The 16,439-nt window shown below is 66.1% G+C and carries 15 protein-coding genes and 1 rRNA gene (1 of these 16 running past the window's edge); 10 read left to right on the top strand and 6 right to left on the bottom strand.

The features are described 5' to 3' along the window. Together OXG33_13465 and OXG33_13460 are read right to left on the bottom strand one after the other, a co-directional pair. Window positions 1–517 (bottom strand): 23S ribosomal RNA (locus OXG33_13465); it reaches 2,572 nt to the left of the window's first position. A gap of 430 nt (window positions 518–947) precedes the next feature. Next, window positions 948–1,379, bottom strand: coding sequence for a GNAT family N-acetyltransferase (locus OXG33_13460; protein ID MCY4114923.1), 432 nt, complete (start codon window positions 1,377–1,379; stop codon window positions 948–950). 310 nt (window positions 1,380–1,689) lie between these two features. Here OXG33_13460 and OXG33_13455 point away from each other — a divergent pair, with 310 nt between their 5' ends. The 4 genes from OXG33_13455 (at window position 1,690) to OXG33_13440 (ending at window position 6,016) form a co-directional block, all read left to right on the top strand. Next, window positions 1,690–2,586, top strand: a complete 897-nt coding sequence (locus tag OXG33_13455; protein ID MCY4114922.1) for an AAC(3) family N-acetyltransferase — start codon at window positions 1,690–1,692, stop codon at window positions 2,584–2,586. 126 nt (window positions 2,587–2,712) lie between these two features. Beyond that, entirely contained in the window at window positions 2,713–3,144 is a 432-nt protein-coding gene (locus OXG33_13450; GenBank protein MCY4114921.1) for a hypothetical protein, read from the top strand. Between the two features lie 38 nt (window positions 3,145–3,182). Next, the gene (locus tag OXG33_13445; protein ID MCY4114920.1) at window positions 3,183–4,118 is read left to right on the top strand and encodes a family 43 glycosylhydrolase; all 936 of its coding nucleotides are present in this window, start codon (window positions 3,183–3,185) and stop codon (window positions 4,116–4,118) included. 113 nt (window positions 4,119–4,231) lie between these two features. Next, complete coding sequence (locus tag OXG33_13440; protein ID MCY4114919.1) at window positions 4,232–6,016, top strand: family 10 glycosylhydrolase; 1,785 nt, start codon at window positions 4,232–4,234, stop codon at window positions 6,014–6,016. Between the two features lie 6 nt (window positions 6,017–6,022). On the opposite strand, the gene OXG33_13435 is transcribed toward OXG33_13440, so the two are convergent. The 3 genes from OXG33_13435 to OXG33_13425 are packed head-to-tail and all read right to left on the bottom strand — an operon-like array spanning window position 6,023 to window position 7,790. Continuing rightward, window positions 6,023–7,093: a sialidase family protein gene (locus OXG33_13435; GenBank protein MCY4114918.1), complete on the bottom strand. Its 1,071-nt coding sequence runs from the start codon at window positions 7,091–7,093 to the stop codon at window positions 6,023–6,025. A 35-nt stretch (window positions 7,094–7,128) separates the two neighbouring features. Then, window positions 7,129–7,557, bottom strand: coding sequence for a PIN domain-containing protein (locus OXG33_13430; protein ID MCY4114917.1), 429 nt, complete (start codon window positions 7,555–7,557; stop codon window positions 7,129–7,131). Beyond that, window positions 7,554–7,790 carry a hypothetical protein gene (locus OXG33_13425; protein ID MCY4114916.1) on the bottom strand — a complete coding sequence of 79 codons (237 nt, stop codon included), beginning with the start codon at window positions 7,788–7,790 and terminating at the stop codon, window positions 7,554–7,556. The genes OXG33_13430 and OXG33_13425 overlap by 4 nt, the downstream gene beginning before the upstream one ends. A gap of 244 nt (window positions 7,791–8,034) precedes the next feature. On the opposite strand from OXG33_13425, the gene OXG33_13420 reads away from it, so the two are divergent. From OXG33_13420 to OXG33_13410, 3 genes are all read left to right on the top strand, one after another. Continuing rightward, window positions 8,035–9,228 (top strand): glycine betaine/L-proline ABC transporter ATP-binding protein, encoded by a 1,194-nt coding sequence (locus OXG33_13420; GenBank protein ID MCY4114915.1) that lies wholly within the window; start codon window positions 8,035–8,037, stop codon window positions 9,226–9,228. Window positions 9,229–9,238: 10 nt separating this feature from the next. Then, a complete protein-coding gene (locus OXG33_13415; GenBank protein ID MCY4114914.1) occupies window positions 9,239–10,339 on the top strand; it encodes a proline/glycine betaine ABC transporter permease in 1,101 nt (366 codons plus the stop codon). A 205-nt stretch (window positions 10,340–10,544) separates the two neighbouring features. Then, window positions 10,545–11,576, top strand: a complete 1,032-nt coding sequence (locus tag OXG33_13410) for a hypothetical protein (protein ID MCY4114913.1) — start codon at window positions 10,545–10,547, stop codon at window positions 11,574–11,576. 63 nt (window positions 11,577–11,639) lie between these two features. On the opposite strand, the gene OXG33_13405 is transcribed toward OXG33_13410, so the two are convergent. Continuing rightward, a complete protein-coding gene (locus tag OXG33_13405) occupies window positions 11,640–13,265 on the bottom strand; it encodes a hypothetical protein (GenBank protein ID MCY4114912.1) in 1,626 nt (541 codons plus the stop codon). A 226-nt stretch (window positions 13,266–13,491) separates the two neighbouring features. On the opposite strand from OXG33_13405, the gene OXG33_13400 reads away from it, so the two are divergent. The 3 genes from OXG33_13400 to OXG33_13390 all read left to right on the top strand — a co-directional run bounded on the left by OXG33_13400 (window position 13,492) and on the right by OXG33_13390 (window position 16,151). Further along, window positions 13,492–14,610, top strand: coding sequence for an NAD-binding protein (locus OXG33_13400; GenBank protein MCY4114911.1), 1,119 nt, complete (start codon window positions 13,492–13,494; stop codon window positions 14,608–14,610). 94 nt (window positions 14,611–14,704) lie between these two features. Beyond that, window positions 14,705–15,325, top strand: a complete 621-nt coding sequence (locus tag OXG33_13395; GenBank protein ID MCY4114910.1) for a peptidylprolyl isomerase — start codon at window positions 14,705–14,707, stop codon at window positions 15,323–15,325. Window positions 15,326–15,539: 214 nt separating this feature from the next. Further along, on the top strand, window positions 15,540–16,151 hold the full coding sequence (locus OXG33_13390) for a peptidylprolyl isomerase (protein MCY4114909.1): 612 nt from the start codon (window positions 15,540–15,542) through the stop codon (window positions 16,149–16,151). The last annotated feature ends 288 nt before the right edge of the window (window positions 16,152–16,439 follow it).

Raw genomic sequence — 16,439 nt, 5'->3', positions numbered from 1 at the left:
TCTTGGAAGGTGGTCCTCCCAGGTTCCCACAGGGTTTCACGTGTCCCGTGGTACTCAGGAAATCCGGCCCAGATCGTTCCGTTTTCGCCTACCGGACTCTCACCGTCTTTGGTGGGGCGTTCCAGCCCCTTCGGCTAACGGACGATTTGGTAACTGGGTGCCGCTCCCACGAGCGGCTCCGGCTCCTACAACGCCCGGTCGGCAACGGCGTGGGCCTATCACACCGACCGGATTTGGACTGTTCCCGTTTCGCTCGCCACTACTACGGGAATCTCGTTTGATTTTGCTTCCTCGGGGTACTTAGAGGTTTCAGTTCCCCCGGTGCCCTCGATGCGGCTACTACGGCCCGAAGGCCTTCAACGCATCGTGGCGAGGTATTACCCCCGCCGGGTTTCCCCATTCGGGAATCCACGGATCAGCGCCTGCTCGCGGCTCCCCGTGGCTTATCGCAGCCTGCTACGCCCTTCGTCGGCCCTTGGCGCCAAGGCATCCGCCGAGCGCCCTTCGTAGCTTAGTAATCGTTAGACCGGCAAAACTGCAGCTTTGCGTGCTCTTCAGTTGTCAAGGTTCGCTCGCGCGCCGCCCGTCGGCGCCCGAGGCACAGTGACGCAAGGCATAGCTTGCGCCCAGAAACGCAAGGATACGCGCGGCCAGTGGCGCCGTCAATGGGATTCTGGGATTGCCACGATTCTCTCGGCGCCCGACGAGCGGCTCGGCCGGCTCCGTTCAAGACTCGAGCCGCGCAGGGGTTTTTATACACGTTCGGGCGTTTTCTTCGGCTCCTAATTATGGCGACGCGGCAGGTTGAGGCACGTTGTGGTTGACATAATGATTGGACTCTGTGGTGGCGCGCCTCGAAGAGGCCCGCGTCTGCCGAGATTCGGTCGCTTACTTCTGAACGGTTGGTCGTGCGTCGCTGTGGCTGGCGAGGCCGGGCGATGGCCCGGTTAGCCGGGACGGTTCGGCGCCGGCAAGTACCAAAGCAGCTGAATCTCGTCCGGCAAATCGGCGTACGCCCCTTGCCGGACGCCGCCCAGCTTGAATCCGTGCTTGGCGTAGAAGCGGCACGCGGCGGGGTTGGTGCTCTGCGACTCCACTTTCAGCACGGTGCAGCCCTGGTCCCAGGCAAAGCGCGCCGCGGCCTGGAGCAGCCGGCTCCCGACGCCGTGCCTTCGATGTGACGGGGCGACGCGGATATCCCACAAGACGGCAAGGTCCGTCCGTCCCTCAAGCATGCGCACCGCCGGCGAGCGGTGCGCCACCACGGCGCCGCCAACCCGCCGCCCGGCGTCATGGGCGGCGAAGAATCCCCAGTGGGAAATATCGCCGAACTGCTGCCAGCGCGACACCGGCTCCCCTTCGTCGAAGTCCCTGGCCAGCGGTGGATCGATGGGAACTTCGGTGATTCGGATGCCTTCGAGGCCGCTCTTCCGCCACTCGATCCGCAGGATGGAGGTCGTGGTGAAGGAAATCGGGACTGTGCCTTAGTCGTCCAGCGACGGCTCCGGATCGCGTCGAATGGTGACGGGCGTCATTGCACTTGGGTGGAGACGGATAGGTCGGGCTGCCCAGCGAGGCTACACCCACATCCGGCAGGGGCTCGCGCTGGCGTCCGTACGACGACGCCAATAGACAGCGCGTCGGCAGGCTGCAACGATCGAATCCTGCCTCCAACCGGCGCGCACCACTGTGAGGGACGAGCCAGACGCCGTCGACGACTCCCGGCCGGTCGTGATCCTCGACGACATCGTCGATGGCCTGCGCGCGTTGGGACTGGCCGGCGTCGAGACTGCCGTGGTCCACTCGTCGCTGAGCGCGTTTGGCTGGGTGGCGGGTGGCGCCGATACGGTGGTTGCCGCGGTGCGCTCGGTGGTTCCCACGGTCATCGCGCCCGCATTCACCTACGTGGCCCGGTTGCCGTCGCCGCCGGAGCCCCACATCCCGTTCAACGCACACACTCCGTCCGCGACGTGGGAGGAGTTCCACGAGGCCGTGCGCGGCACGCCGGTTCAGCGCGCGGATAGCCCGATCAATCGCAGCATGGGCGCCATCGCGGCGGCGCTGGCTGCCGAGCCAGACGCAATTCGGAGCCCAGCGCCAATTTGCAGTTTTTCCGGTGTTGGGCCCCGCGCACCAGCGATCCTGGCCCACGGCACCGCCGACCACCCGCTCGCCGTCCTCGAGACCGCGGCGGAGCAGGGCGCGTGGATCCTTCTGCTCGGCGTGGGGCATGAATCAAACACGACGATTCACGTAGCGGAGAACTTCGAGCACCGTGGCGGCTTCACGAGCTTCGCGCGCGTCGCCGACGATCCGCGCGGCTGGACAGCAGTGCGCAACGTTGGCGGTTCGTCGTCAGGCTTTCCCGCAATCGAGCCGCACCTGCGGGGCATCCAGCGGGCAACTCGAATCGGCGGTGCGCGGTGCCTGGCGATGCCGGCGGCAGAGATCATCCGGGTGGCGCGGGAGCTCATTCGCGGCGACCCGACAGCGATGCTGGCGTCGGACAAAGACACCCCCGGCACGACGGCGTTCGATGCGCTCGCGAAGCGTCAGGCGTATCTGCGGAGCCTCTCGTCGACCTAGGTCGTCGCGCCGAACGCGTGCGAGGGCGCGGCCGAGCGAGCACTGGACCTAAAATTGCGCCGCGCGGTGCGGAGCAGGCGGTGGGCTCTTGGCAGGCGCAGGAGCCGCCAGGAAGGAAGCGTTTTCATGGACATGGTGAAGCGGCTGGTGGCGGTTGCGCTCGTGGCGATCGCGTTTGTCGTCGGGCTGAACCTCATCCTCACGCCGGTCTACCACGACGGCGGCCCGACCTATCCGGTGTGGCAGGTCGTCAACTGGTTCATGGCGGTGGCGGTGCCGATTGCGCTGGCGGTGAGCGTGGTGCGAAGGCGGGCCGTGGCCGGCAGCGGCACTGACCCGGTCACTCGCGAGTACCTGTCCGCCACCGCGGTGCTCTACGGCTCGATCGCCCTGGTCATCCTGTTCTACTGGGGCTGGCTGTGGACCTTCTGGCCGGAGAACGAGACCGGGCTGGCGGCACAGTCCCACATCAGCCATTTCCCGTGGGTGGACGTGGTCTTCACCTGGGTGGTTGGGAACACCGGCTTCTATCTGTGGAGCGGTGCCGCGGATAGGTGAGGCGCGGGTGTCGGGATGGTCGGTGTTAAACGGGCGGCATGTTTAGCCTGCCCGGCTTCACCATTGGCGACTCCTGGTTCGTCGTTGGCGACGGAGTGGCGCACTGCTTTTTCTGTACCTCGCCGGAGCCGCGCCCTTCCTGGAACTGGGATATCGGCCACGCGGTCAGCCGCGACCTGGTGCACTGGGATTTCCTCGGTTTCGCCCTGGAGCGCGGCCCCGGCGAGTCTTGGGACAGTCAAACTCTCTCCACCGGCTCCGTTCTGGCCTGGAAGGGGCGCTACTGGATGGCCTATAGCGCCTTGCGCCGGGGCGAAAACCCGCCCACGCGCAAAGTGCATCGCGTGGGGCTGGCCGTGTCGGACGACTTGTATAGCTGGGCCAAATGCGAGAGCAATCCGGTCAATGAGCGAGATCCCGGGCTCTACGAGCGCCTCGGCCCCGTTCACCGGGCGTACGGTCAATGGCGTGATCCGTTTATCTTCCCAGTCGAAGGCCGCCTGTATCAGCTCGTGTGCGCCCGGAGCAAGCACCCGGACCGAAACCGCCGGGGCACGATCGGGTTGGCGACCAGCCGGAATATGCGCACGTGGCAGGTGGAGCCGCCTTTGGACGTGGACCCCATCGCCACCGAGATCGAGGTTCCGCAGGTGTACCGCATCGACGGGCGGTACTACCTATTGTTTTGCACGTCGCCCGACCGCATCGTCCCATGGTTCAGGCGTCGACATCCCGGGCATCCCTTTCGGAGCGCCGACTTCTCGATGGTCGGCGAGTCGCCGCTGGGACCGTTTCGCATCCATGGCACGGGCGAGGTGCTGCCACCGGACGCGCCGGTGCAGCCCTACGCCAGCCGCTTCATCCGATGGCGGGGGCAATGGGTCATGCTTGGCACGGCCGCCGTCGACGGCGCGCGGTGCATTTCCGACCCAATTCCAGTTGTTGCCACCGCAGCCGGCATCCGGGCCGCGTGAGCGGAGCGGCACCCTAGCCCCCGAGGCCATGCGGGCTTGGCGGCTAGTTCTGTACATTGCCGGCCACGGCGGCGTGTCCTCGGACCAACACGGCCGGAAGAGGCGAGGAACCAGTGGCGCAGACAACCGTTGACAACTTTGCCGATCGGGGTTTCACCAACCCGGCGATCTTTCGCACCGATCTGGACCGGTGTGAGCCCGCGGAGGCGCTGGGGACAGACCCACAGCATCGCCGCTGGCGCGCGATGGCCTACGCGACCGACGATCTCTCAGGCACGATGCTGATGGCCGGGCCGAACACGGCCGCTCCGGCGGTGCGCTATCCGCTGGACGCGCAGGGCTGGCACGCGGTGTCCATCGGCGTCATGCCGTCCCGTCCCGGCGAGAGCGACGGCCACGCGGTGCTGGTGCGGCTCAGCGATGACGCGGTCGAGACGATGCTCAACTCCGCCGACGCCGCATTAGCCGGCGTACACGATCGGGCGCTCGTTGAGATGTTCTGGAAGGTCGCGAATCTCACCGATCAGGACCTCCACATCGGCCAGGTTGCCTGGCAGGAGGCGCCGGGCGACGGCATCGGCGCGGTGCGTTGCCGGCACGCGCGGGTCGCCTATATCAAGCTCGTTCCGCTCACCGAGGCCGAGGTCGAAGCGACGCGCGCCGATCGGGCGGACGCTCGGAACCGAACGCTCTTTGCGCACCAGGACGCGCACGGACCCCACTGGTTGTGGCGCATGACGACGGCGGATGAGGTTCGACGCGAGCTGGAGCCCTACCGCGATACCGACTTCTCGCGCATGTATTGGGAATGCGGCCAGGGCGACCTGATGTACAACCTCACCAACGTCGGACGCCGCAGCACGTTCGACGGGCTCGACGACTTCGACCGCGTGGGCGACCGCCTACACGCGGAGAGCTGGCGGGCCTTTGCCGCGCAGGGAATTGACCCGTTTCGCGTTGCCCTGGACTACTGCCATGAGATCGGCATGGAGTTCCATGCCAGCTGGCGGGTGGCCGGATTCCACTTTCCGCCGCCGCATGACCACTTCGACCACGGCGACGGCATCTACAAGCGTCATCCCGAGTGGCGGGGCGAGGACCGGAACGGCGTACGCACGCCGCGCATGGCCTACAGCTTCCCCGAGGTTCGCGCCCACGCCGTGGAGCTGTTGCGGGAGGTGGCGCAGCACCCCATCGACGGCGTTTGCCTGCTGTACAACCGCCGGCCGCCGCTGGTTGAGTATGAGCGCCCGATCGTCGAGGGATTTACCCGAACGCATGGGGGCTTCCCACGACTGATGCCGCCGGACGATCCCACCTGGCTGCGTTACCGGGCGCAAACGCTGACCCAGTTCATGCGCGAGGTCCGGGAGGCGATGGATGAGGAGGCGGCGAAACAGGGCCGGTCGAGCCGAATCCAGGTTTCTGCCGTGGTTGGCGCCACCGAGCAGGAGAATCTGCAGATCGCAATGGACCTGCGCGCCTGGGTGGCCGAGGGCCTGGTCGACACGCTGATTCCCTACTCGTCGGAGTTGGGTATGGACAGCTCGCTGCAGGCGTGGACGGACCCGAATGATGCCGCGTGGCTGCTGGACCTGACCGAGGGCACGCCCTGCACGGTTGCACCGAACATCATGCCGCGCCATTTGTCGCCTGAGGAGTTTCGACGCCGCGCCGATGGTCTGTATGGGGCGGGCGTGCCGCACCTGTTCTTCTGGGACTGCGCCGGTCCCGCGGGCCGCGCAAACTACCAGGACATGTGGTCGTCGCTGCGGCGCCTGGGGCATCGCGAGGAGATTGCCGCCTGGCGGGCGGCTGGTGAGGCGGAGCTGGTCACGCCGACCCACAAGCTCAATCTCCTGGGCGACTGGGACCTGAGCTACCAGACGCCCGGGTAGGCCGCGTTAGGTTCGGTCTTCGAGGCGCAGCCAGCGGATATCGACGCAGCCCGTGGCGTCGGCCGTGGGATGCAGGACGCCGACGAGCTCCCGGCCGCCAGAGGTTGCAATGTCGGGATATCCGCAGCGCACGCCGTCCGCAAGAGGCGGCGGCCCGCCGCCGGGTGCGGCCAGCCATCCCAGGCGCCGCCACGATTCGCCGGCGTCCTCGCTGACGCTGCACGCCACGCCCGATCGATTGCCGCATTCGTCGCGATAGGCGCAAAGCACCGCGCCGGATCGGAGCCGGTGCAGCTTGATGTTGGCGCCGGCGAAGTCGGTCGGGCGCGGATCGCTCCAGGTCCGACCGTCGTCGGCGGAGCGCGCGAACACGCTGGGACGACCGCCGAATACCCGCGCCACGGCGAGGAACCGGCCATCGGCCAGCCGCACGATGTCCATGTCGCCGAATCCAAGCTTCGGGTGCTCGGCGACGACTACCGGTGGGGAAAACGTGGCGCCGAGGTCATCGGTGAAGGTGACGCCGGCGCGCCAGCCGGCATCGCGCCCGGTCGTGCCGATGGCGGCGAGCATGTGCCGGCCGTCGGCCACTCGATGCGGGTTGCTGGCGCCGTAGAGCTCCGTCCATCCTGGAAACAGGCGAACTTCGGGGCCTACCGGCGACCAGGTTTCGCCGCGGTCAGCCGATGACCGTGTCGCCATATACCAGCCGGTGCACGGCTCGTCGCCCGCCAGGGTCGGATCGATCTGCAGCCGGCCGAGGGCGAGCAGCAGGCGCTCGCCGCCGAACGGCATGAGTCCGCCCATATTGAGGCAGTCCCATCCCGAATTCGTGTAGACCGCCTCGGGAGTGGTCCACGTCGCACCGTTGTCGTCGGAGCGCGTGACCATCAGCACGCCGTTGTTGAGCCGGCGGGTGCTCGGGACGCGGCTAAAGCTCAGCACGAGGCGGCCGCCCGGCAACCGCGCCAGGCTGGCCATGTGGTGAGTGTGCGGCTCCTGGGTGGCAAGCAGCTTGCGCGCGTCTCGAACCACGATCGGCGCATCCGCGGGAAGGTCGGGATCGCCGGGCGTCATCGGACGTGTTTCAAGCGCGGCGCGGTTACTAACAGCTAGCTCAAAGCCTGCACGCGCAGCGGCTCAAATCGTCTGAAATCGCGGTCGTCCGTTAGCACGGTGTCGATACCGTGCTCTAGGCACAACGCAGCGATCTGGGCGTCAAAAATCAGGTTGCCGTGCGCATTGGCCTGCCGTGCTGTTTCCACGAGCAAATCGAGGAATCCTGGCCCCGGCCGGACGAGTTCGCAGCTCGGAGCGGCTGCAACGTTGGTGACAAATGTAGCTGCTTCGGAAACGGAAGACGGCGGATTGAACACGCGACGATGGGTCACGACGCGCATGAATTCTGCGACGCAGAAGACTGGCAGGCCCCAACGCTCGGGCCCTTGAGCCAGCGCGACGAGCCTCGATGCCGCCTCGTTATGCAATGAGGCCTCGCCGCGATGGGCGTAGATCAGCACATTGGTATCAACTGCAATCAAGCGCGGTCGATTACGTCGTAGAGGGCATCGCGATCGGCAATATCGACGTTAGGTGGCGCGTGCCCGGTCACCGTTACAAGTCGCAGCCGGAAGGGCGGCTTGCTGCCCTTCGCTCCGGCCAGCCGCGCGCGCAGGGCATCCTCTACGAAGCGAGTAAGCGTTATCCCGTCCCGCGCCGCCCGCCGCTTGGCCTGTTGCAGCACGCGGTCGTTCAGATTAAGGGTGGTCTTCATTGCGAGTCGGCAATCGCACAGGCGTATGGCTGAACCATATCATCTGAGCATCGACTTCAGATTCCAACTGCTGCGTCCAGCACCGAGACCATTTCCGCGTATTTGGTGCGCATGTGTCGCCGGCGCAGCCGCGCGACGCGTCAAGACTATTCGCGTGCGAAGATGCATGATCCGTGGCATTCGACTTGATGAGACGCCTGCTGGAAGCGCGGCGGACCCACCACGGTGGAAGGCCTTCGGCTCCATGCCTTCGCAAGATGCTCAAATCGTCGTGGACGGCCTTTGGAAAGTCTTTGGCCCGCGACCGGAGCGGGTATTTCAGCCCGAGCATGCCTCCAAGAGCCGCGCCGAGCTTCAGGATGAGCTGGGCTTGGTTACCGGACTGCGCGACGTGTCGTTCTCGGTGGAGAAGGGCACGGTCTTCGTGGTTATGGGGCTTTCCGGCAGCGGCAAGTCGACGCTGGTGCGCTGCCTCATCCGGCTCATCAGGGCCACTAGAGGGCAGGTCCACTTTGATGGAGAGGACATCCTCACCTATTCCCAGGCCCAGCTCATCGAGTTCCGCCGGCGGAAGATTGCGATGGTCTTTCAGCACTATGGCCTGCTCCCGCACCGCAGCGTCATCGACAACGTGGCCGTCGGTCTCGAAATACGCGGCGTCGACAAGCCAACCCGATACCGGATGGCGACCGAGACCATTGAAACGGTCGGACTCAAGGGGTGGGAGAACTACCGTCCCCACGAAATGAGCGGCGGCATGCAGCAGCGAATCGGCCTAGCCAGGGCGTTGGCTGTCGATCCCGACGTGCTCCTGATGGACGAGCCGTTCAGCGGCCTCGATCCCCTGATTCGCCGCGAAATGCAGGACGAGCTCGTCTCGCTGCAGACGGAACTGCAAAAGACCATCGTGTTCATCACCCACGACCTCGACGAGGCCCTCAAGCTGGGGGACCGCGTCGCCATCATGCGCGACGGTCAGATCGTGCAGCAGGGTTCGCCGGAGGAAATTGTCACCCTGCCCAGCGATGACTACGTGACCGACTTTGTGCAAGACGTCTCGCGGGCCAAAGTGGTGCAGGCTCGGGCGATCATGGGCGAGCCCGACGTGGTGATCTACGAGCGGCAGGGGCCCCGCGCGGCGCTGCACGCCATGCAGCAGCACAAGCTCGACGCCGTTTTCCTGATTAGTCGATCGTTCACCCTGCGCGGTGTCCTCACCCGGGATCAGGCAACGGAGCTAGCCGCCCAGGGCGTCAGATCGCTCCATGGGGCGCCGGTCGATCAGGCCGAGACGACGTCTCCCGAGGCGTATCTTGCCGACGTGGTCCCCATCGCCGCCCAGACCGAGCACGCGGTGGCCGTCGTGAGCGAAAATGGCAGCCTGCTGGGCGAGATTCGCCGGGCCGTGTTGCTAGAGGCCGTGGCGCAAGCTGGCTAGAGAGACTCACATGGCTCAACCAAACGCCGAGTCGCCAAACGTCCCACCCAGAGTCAGGCTCATTCGCCAGTTTGGCGACCCAGCCCGGAGATTCGCCGGCCGGATTCCGGCGCTGCCGGGCTATGGCCGTTGGCTTGCCGGAGCCGCGGTCGTCGTCATCGCCCTGTTTGTCTGCCTGGTCGTTTGGGGCTCGCAAATGGAGTTTCCCACCACCCTGTCACAGTCCAGCGTCGCCACGTCGTCCGGCGGCGAGACCACGCTGGACCGAACGGTTCGGGAAGTCTCCGGCAGGGCCATTGACGACGCGGTGGACTGGCTCAATAAGGAGGCCGGTTGGCTCTTCGACAGCCTGAGCTCCGCCGTCGACGTGGCCCTGGTGCGCATCGAGGATGCGCTGAGCTGGCTGCCGTGGCCCGCGGTCATTCTGGGTCTGGCGCTGCTGTCCTTCGCGATCGGGCGCTGGCGTCTGCTCGGCTTCACCGTGCTGGCGCTGCTCTTCATCGGCTTCATGGACCTCTGGGAGAACACCATCGACACCGTGGCGCTGATGATCGTGGCGGTGGCGGTGGCAGTGTTCATCGGCCTGCCGGTGGGCGTGCTGGCGTCGCGCAGCCGTGTCGCCGACAACCTCTTGCGGCCGATCCTTGACGCCATGCAGACCATGCCCAGCTTCGTCTACCTGCTGCCGGGCATCCTGTTTTTCGGCTTGGGGAAACCGGCCGGCATCTTCGCCACCATCATCTACGCGGTTCCCCCCTTGATTCGACTCACCAATTTGGGGATTCGCCAAGTGTCGCCCGAGACCATTGAGGCCGTTCGCTCGTTCGGTGCGTCCCCGCGGCAGATTCTGGCGAAAGTGCAGATTCCCATGGCTTTGCCCACCATCATGGCCGGCGTGAACCAAACCACCCTGATGGCCTTGGGAATGGTCACCATCGCCAGCATGGTGGCCGCCGGCGGACTCGGCGACAACGTGCTTCGCGCCCTGCAGAAGAACCAGCCCGGCAACGGGCTCATTGCGGGGCTGGCGATCGTTTTCCTGGCCATCATCTTCGACCGATTCACCCAGGCCGTGTCCCGCGGCCGGCATGAGATTCGCCGCGCCGGTTAGTCGCCGCGGTCGTGCTTCTCGCCCTGCCCGTGGACGCTTCTTGCGTGAGCGATCCGGGAAGATGACAAGGCTTTTGGACCATCATCGTGGCGCGGCTGTCACACACCCGGTCTGCCCACGTCGCCGGCGTTCGCGCCGTGTCGCGCCGCGAGCTAAGGTGCTAAGGCGACTTTGTTCCGACCAGAAGTTGGGGGAGGCGTCAATCATGCTGACTCGGTACATGCGACTCGCGCTTATTCTTGCGGTGCTCGCCGTCATGGGCGTCACTGCTTGCGGGGAATCCGAGCAGGAAGCCGAAGCCCCCCCGCCGACACTGGTCTTTAGCGATCTGAACTGGGATAGCGCTCAGTTGCAGAACCGCATCGCCCAATACATCGTCGAGAAGGGCTACGGCTACCCCACGGACGTGGTCTTCGGTAGCACTCTCCCGCTATTCCAGGGCCTGCGGCGCGGCGACAGCCACATCACGCTCGAGATTTGGCTGCCCAACCAACAGGAGGCTTGGGACGACGCGATTGCCAACGGCGAGGTGGTCTCCGTCGGCAAGAGCCTCGGCAACGACTGGCAGTCCGGATTTGTGATTCCGGCCTACCTCCAAGAGCAATATCCCGAGCTTGACAACGTCGAGGACCTGAAAGACGAGCAGTTCAAGCAAATATTCGCGACGGCGGCTAGCGGCGGCAAGGCGCGGCTCGTCTCCTGCGTCATTGGCTGGGCTTGTGAAGAGAACGTGGCGGCCCAGATCGAGGCCTACGGTCTCACCGATCACGTGGAAGTCATCAACCCCGGTGACGGCGCCGCGCTGAACGCCGATCTGTATGGCGCGTACGAGAAGGGCGAACCTTGGCTTGGGTACCAGTGGGGCACCAACGAGCCGGCCCTGGTGCTGGACGTGGTTCGTCTCGAGGAGCCGGCCTACAGCGACGAGTGTTGGGCGACCTCGAAGGCATGCGGATTTGAGGACGCGACCATCCTCATCGCGGTGCATCCCGACTTGCTCACCACCGCACCTGAAGTCGTCCAGATGCTGCGGGCCTGGGACCTCAACATCGAGGTCTACAAGCCGATCGCCCAGTGGGTGCTCGACAATCCCGACGCCGGCACAAATGACGCCGCGATCTGGTGGCTAAAGAGCAACCCCGACATCTGGGGCGCGTGGGTGACTCCAGAGGCCGCCGAGGCCATTCAAGCCGCCCTTGACGCCGACGAGATTCCGGACGGCTGGCCGACGGAATAGCCCGAAACTAGGCGCCGCAATGGCGCAGAGGCGACGGCCGCGGAGTCTGCTCCGCGGCCGTCGCTACGCCGTGCTAGCGGACGTTTCGATCCGGAACGAGTAGAGCTGCGCGTCGCGCAGGATGAAGCGCAGCCGGCGGTGCGGCAGTCGGTGGGTATACACCTCGCCGCCCAATGAGGGGATGTCGACCGGGAGGCGCGGGTCGCCGCGCCACGTCACGGTGTGCGCGATGGCGTCGCCGGTAAAGACATCGCAGTCGTCGCGGCTACAGCCGGCGAGGACGCGATCGTGCACGTCCAGCGCCTCGACCTTGATGTAGCCCTCGGGGCCACAGGCGGCGTTGATCACCAGTCGTTGGCCCGGCGCGACCCACGGCTGCGTCAGGATCATGCCCTCGCGCATGCGGTCGGCGTCGAGCGACACGAAGCCGAACTTCCTCAGCTTCGCCAGACCGAGGCCGAATCCCACCAGATTCATGTCCCATGCCTCCGGGGCGTCCAGGCCCTCTTCCTGGCCGTGAATCCACCAGTCGTGATGGGATTTGGACCCTCCATGGAACACCAGCCACTCCGGACCGTCGACGTCGGGAAACCGGGGAAGGCTGGTGTAGAACTGGTTCCACGAACCCGGCGGTCCGAGAGGCAGCCAGGCTTGCCCGGGGAAGAGCCGCTGCCAATGGCGTCCATCGCGGCTGTGCACCAGCTGCACGTCGAGCGTGTTTTCAACCATGTGGAACACCTGGACGAAACCGATCCACTGACCCCCAAGCCACATGGCGCTCATGCTGTAGAACGAGTCGTCGATGTTGTCGAGCAGCGGATCGGGCGCCAGGATCAGCCGCGGCTCGCTCCAGTGGAGGTAGTCGCGGCTCTCGGAGAGGTAGATGCGGCGGCGCCCGCGGCGATTCGGCGCACCGGCGGACGCGTCCCAGGTCGGATGGCCGCCCAACTCGGTGGCGTGAAGCGGACGGGAGCGCGGCGCCAGGCTCATCCAGGGATGCCGGGTAAAGAGCAGATAGGTGCCGGTGCCGGGATCGAATGCGGGCTGAGCCGAGTCTCCGATGCGGGAGCCGGTCCGACCGACCGTGGGGCGGTCGTCGCCTACCGTCCAGCGAATGCCGTCCGGCGAATAGCCCACGCGGACATGCGCACCCGGCTCGTCGCTGGCCACGGCATACCCCGGCGGCACCATCACGTGGAAGCCCTTGTAGCGCCGGCTGGGATCGTGTTCGAGCGGGTCGTCGAAGACGGAGAGTCCCCACACGCTCCCGTAGGCCTCGCTGCCCAGGATGATATTGGTGTCGTGGCCGCTTTCGTGCACCAGGCCGAGCGGGGGTTTGACCCACTCGAAGCCGTCGTCGGAGTAGGCATAGCAGACCCGCAGGCGGCCGTTGGCCCAGTCGATGAAGGCGCCGCCCTTGCGCGCCAGTCGCTCGCGGTCCACGTTGAGATCGGTGTAGGTGCAGTGGAGGCGCTGCGACTCCGGGTCTCGCCACAGACTCCAATCCACGCTGGAGAAGTAGGGCACGTGCTCCCAAGGCCGGTCGCGCTGGATGAAGGGGCTGCCGTCCACGCCGACCGGCCGATGGAGGCGGCGCGTGACGTGTTGCACCTCCTCGATCAGGCCGTCGTCGAAGAAGTACTGCGGCGTGTCGCCAATGATGAGTTGCGTGGCGTCGAGCTGGCTCAAGGTCCCTCCAAGCTCGGCCTGCGCCCGCCGCGACTTGCGCGGCTCGGCGGCGCGTGCCGGAAGCCGCTCGGGCGGGCCGATTGCACGGCCGGATGATGCCTGGTTGCGGGCGGCGGCGCTATTTCGCCCGCCGAGGTCCACCGCTATGGCGTCGCGTCAACGGTGTGACGGACGGCAGGGGCCGTTGCAAGATACGCACAGCCGCTGAGCCCGAAATTTCCGCCAGATGAAACACAGGGAGACTCGACTGGGCGCTGGGCGATTCGTCCCGTCTCGGCCATCCGGCAAGGCCGCCAGCATTGCCCAGTTCTACTGGCGGCGCCGACTGATTCCCGGCTTCCTCTTTTTGGTCGCGGTTTCCGCCGTTGGGGTGGTCGGATTCGTCGTGATCGAGGGGATGGCTCCGGTGGACGCCCTCTACATGGTCGTCATCACCATCAGCACCGTGGGCTTCGCGGAGGTGCACACGTTGTCCACGGCAGGGCGTGTGTTTACGTCGCTGTTGATCGTGGCCGGCGTCGGTACACTCGCCTGGACGGCGGCGAACTATATCGACTACCTCGCCGAAGGCCACCTGGGTGCACACTTTGCGCGCCGCCGCCGCGCGAGGCTCCTTTCGCACATGCAGGGTCACTACATCGTCGGGTCGTATGGCCGCGTCGGCGCGCGCATCGCCCAAGAGTTGCGCAACGACGGCTGCGACGTCGTGGTGATCGACATCGACCCGGCGCAGGTCAAGAAGGCATCGGATGACGGTCTGGTGAGCATTGCCGATCGCGCGTCATCGGATGCGGGGCTCACCGAGGCAGGCATCGAGCGCGCCGCCGCCTTCATCGTCGCCACCGACGACGACGCCGAAAACGTATACGCGGTGCTGGCAGCTCGCATGCTGGCCCCGAACGTGCCGGTCATCGCGCGCGCCGCATCGGACGAGGCGGTCCGGCGGTTGCAATCGGCCGGCGCCCGGCGCGTGTTTTCACCGCCGATCGAGGGCGCGCTGAGCATGGTTGACTTCGTCCGGCGGCCGAACGTGCGGGATGTGCTCGACCAGCTGCTCGATCCCCACTCGCCCGGCCTGGACATCCGCGAAATGACCGTTCCGGGAGGATCCGGGCTGATTGGCGAAACGGTGAATGGGTTGTCGCTCCAGGAGTTTGGGGTATCGATGTTGGCCCTTGTCCGGCGGGGACGCACGGAGATGGCGCCGGCGACGGACCGTGTGCTCGAGGCCGGCGATGTATTCGTGGTCGTGGGCGTCCCTGAAGGGCTGCAGCGCCTTGTCGAGCGTCACGGGCTGGTCGACGCGCCGCCCGTACCCTCCAAACAGCGCACCAGCTCGATCTAGGACTCATCGACTCGTGACGCGTTTGGTGGAAGCCCCGCTCGCGCGTGCGGCAGAATGGTTGCCAGAACGTCATGCGGTCGGGGAGAAGATCGTGATGCGGCAAGCGATGCTGGTCGGGCTGGCGGCCCTGTTACTGATCGTGGCGGCGGCGTGCGGCGAGGAGGAGCCGGAAGGGCCCCCGGTATACGACGCCTATCCTGCGATGGAGATTGATCCGCTGCGGCCCTATAGCGTCACCTTCACCACCAGCGTCGGACGCATCAGCTTCGTCCTGAATCCCGAAGAGGCGCCGCTGGCGGTCAACAGCTTTATTTTCCTCGCCAACAGTGGCTACTACGACGGCGTGGCGTTTCATCGGGTGGTCCCCGGGGTGCTGGCCGAAACCGGCGACGCCACGGGCACGGGCTCCGGCAACGCGGGCTACACCTTCGAGGTGGAGCCGCCGCAGCGGCCGTACGAGCGCGGAGGCATTGCCTTGGCCAATGACGGCACGCCGAATTCAAATGGATCGCGCTTTTTCTTCATCCTCGGCGACCTTGCGGGAAGTTCGGACGCGCCGCATGAGTACACGGTCTTCGGCCACTACAAGGAAGACCACGCGCCGTCCTTGGCCACGCTCGACAAGATCGAAGCCGCCCAGGAAGAAGTCACGATCCTGTCGCTGAAGGCCACGGAAGGCTGCCTGCCGAGCTGGGGTGGCTACGGCCCGTGCTAGGACCGATTGGGGGCGGCGTCTAGCTCGCTTCGTGGGCGCACGCACCATCCAATGCGGTGCGCGGCGCTGGTGAGCGGAGCCGATGGGCCGGGCGACCGCGGACGACGGGTCCTCGACCCGCATGGCGGATGCGGTACGTTCACCATGCCCCTGTCAGGTGCGGCAGAATGGTAGGCGGACCCAGGGGCTGACGAGAGAGCGCAGGATGCGGCGAGTGACACTCCTTGGGCTGGCGGCCCTAATGCTCTTCGTCGTGACGGCGTGCGGCGAGGCGGAGCCGGAAGGGCCGCCGATCTATGAGGCCTACCCACCGACGGGGATTGATCCGCTCCGGTCCTACAGCGTTGTCTTCACCACCAGCGTCGGACGCCTCACCTTCCAGCTGCTTCCGGAAGAGGCGCCGCTGGCGGTCAACAGCTTCGTTTTCTTGGCAAGGGAGGGTTACTTCGACGGCGTGCCGTTTCATCGCATCGTTCCGGGAGTGCTTGCCGAAACCGGCGACGCGACGGGCACGGGCACCGGCAACCCGGGCTACACCTTCGAGGTGGAGCCGTCGCAGCGGCCCTATGAACGCGGTGGCATCGCCCTGGCCAACGACGGGACGCCGAACTCCAACGGCTCACGGTTCTTCTTCATCCTCGGCGATCTCGCCGGAAGCGCCGACGCGCCGCACGAGTACACGGTCTTCGGCCATCTGAAGCCGAATCACCCCCCGTCCGTAGCGACGCTCGACAAGATCGAGGCCGCCCAGGAAGAGGTCATCATCCGGTCGCTGCAGGTCACCGAGGGATGTCTGCCGAGCCGGGGCAACTACGGGGCATGCTAGGGCCGACTTCGGCCAGCGCGCAGCTCGCTTCATGGGCGCAGGCGCTATCCGAATGGGCGCGTGGCGCCGGCGAGTCGATCCGATGGGCCGGGCGGCTGAGAATGATGGATTGCTGACTCGGGCGGCGGTTGCGCTCGGCCTAGTGGGTCCCATGTCACATGCGGCAGAATGCTTGGCGAATCCAGGGTCCGAGGGGAAGAAGAACGCCATGCGACGAGTGGTAGCAGTCGGGATTGCTTCCCTCATTTTGGTTGTCATTGCTGCGTGCGGCGAGTCGGAGCCAGAAGG

The organism is Chloroflexota bacterium (assembly GCA_026708035.1).
In the GTDB taxonomy this organism is placed as follows: Bacteria; Chloroflexota; UBA11872; order UBA11872; family UBA11872; genus JAJECS01.
This window is presented reverse-complemented; position numbering and strand designations above follow the sequence as displayed.

Bases quoted from the DNA above. Each gene is read 5' to 3' on its own strand.
- OXG33_13450 (MCY4114921.1), top strand. From the start codon at position 2,713: ATGGACATGGTGAAGCGGCTGGTGGCGGTTGCGCTCGTGGCGATCGCG.
- OXG33_13445 (MCY4114920.1), top strand. From the start codon at position 3,183: ATGTTTAGCCTGCCCGGCTTCACCATTGGCGACTCCTGGTTCGTCGTT.
- OXG33_13435 (MCY4114918.1), bottom strand. From the start codon at position 7,093: ATGACGCCCGGCGATCCCGACCTTCCCGCGGATGCGCCGATCGTGGTT.
- OXG33_13425 (MCY4114916.1), bottom strand. From the start codon at position 7,790: ATGAAGACCACCCTTAATCTGAACGACCGCGTGCTGCAACAGGCCAAG.
- OXG33_13420 (MCY4114915.1), top strand. From the start codon at position 8,035: ATGCCTTCGCAAGATGCTCAAATCGTCGTGGACGGCCTTTGGAAAGTC.
- OXG33_13415 (MCY4114914.1), top strand. From the start codon at position 9,239: ATGGCTCAACCAAACGCCGAGTCGCCAAACGTCCCACCCAGAGTCAGG.
- OXG33_13410 (MCY4114913.1), top strand. From the start codon at position 10,545: ATGCTGACTCGGTACATGCGACTCGCGCTTATTCTTGCGGTGCTCGCC.
- OXG33_13400 (MCY4114911.1), top strand. From the start codon at position 13,492: ATGAAACACAGGGAGACTCGACTGGGCGCTGGGCGATTCGTCCCGTCT.
- OXG33_13395 (MCY4114910.1), top strand. From the start codon at position 14,705: ATGCGGCAAGCGATGCTGGTCGGGCTGGCGGCCCTGTTACTGATCGTG.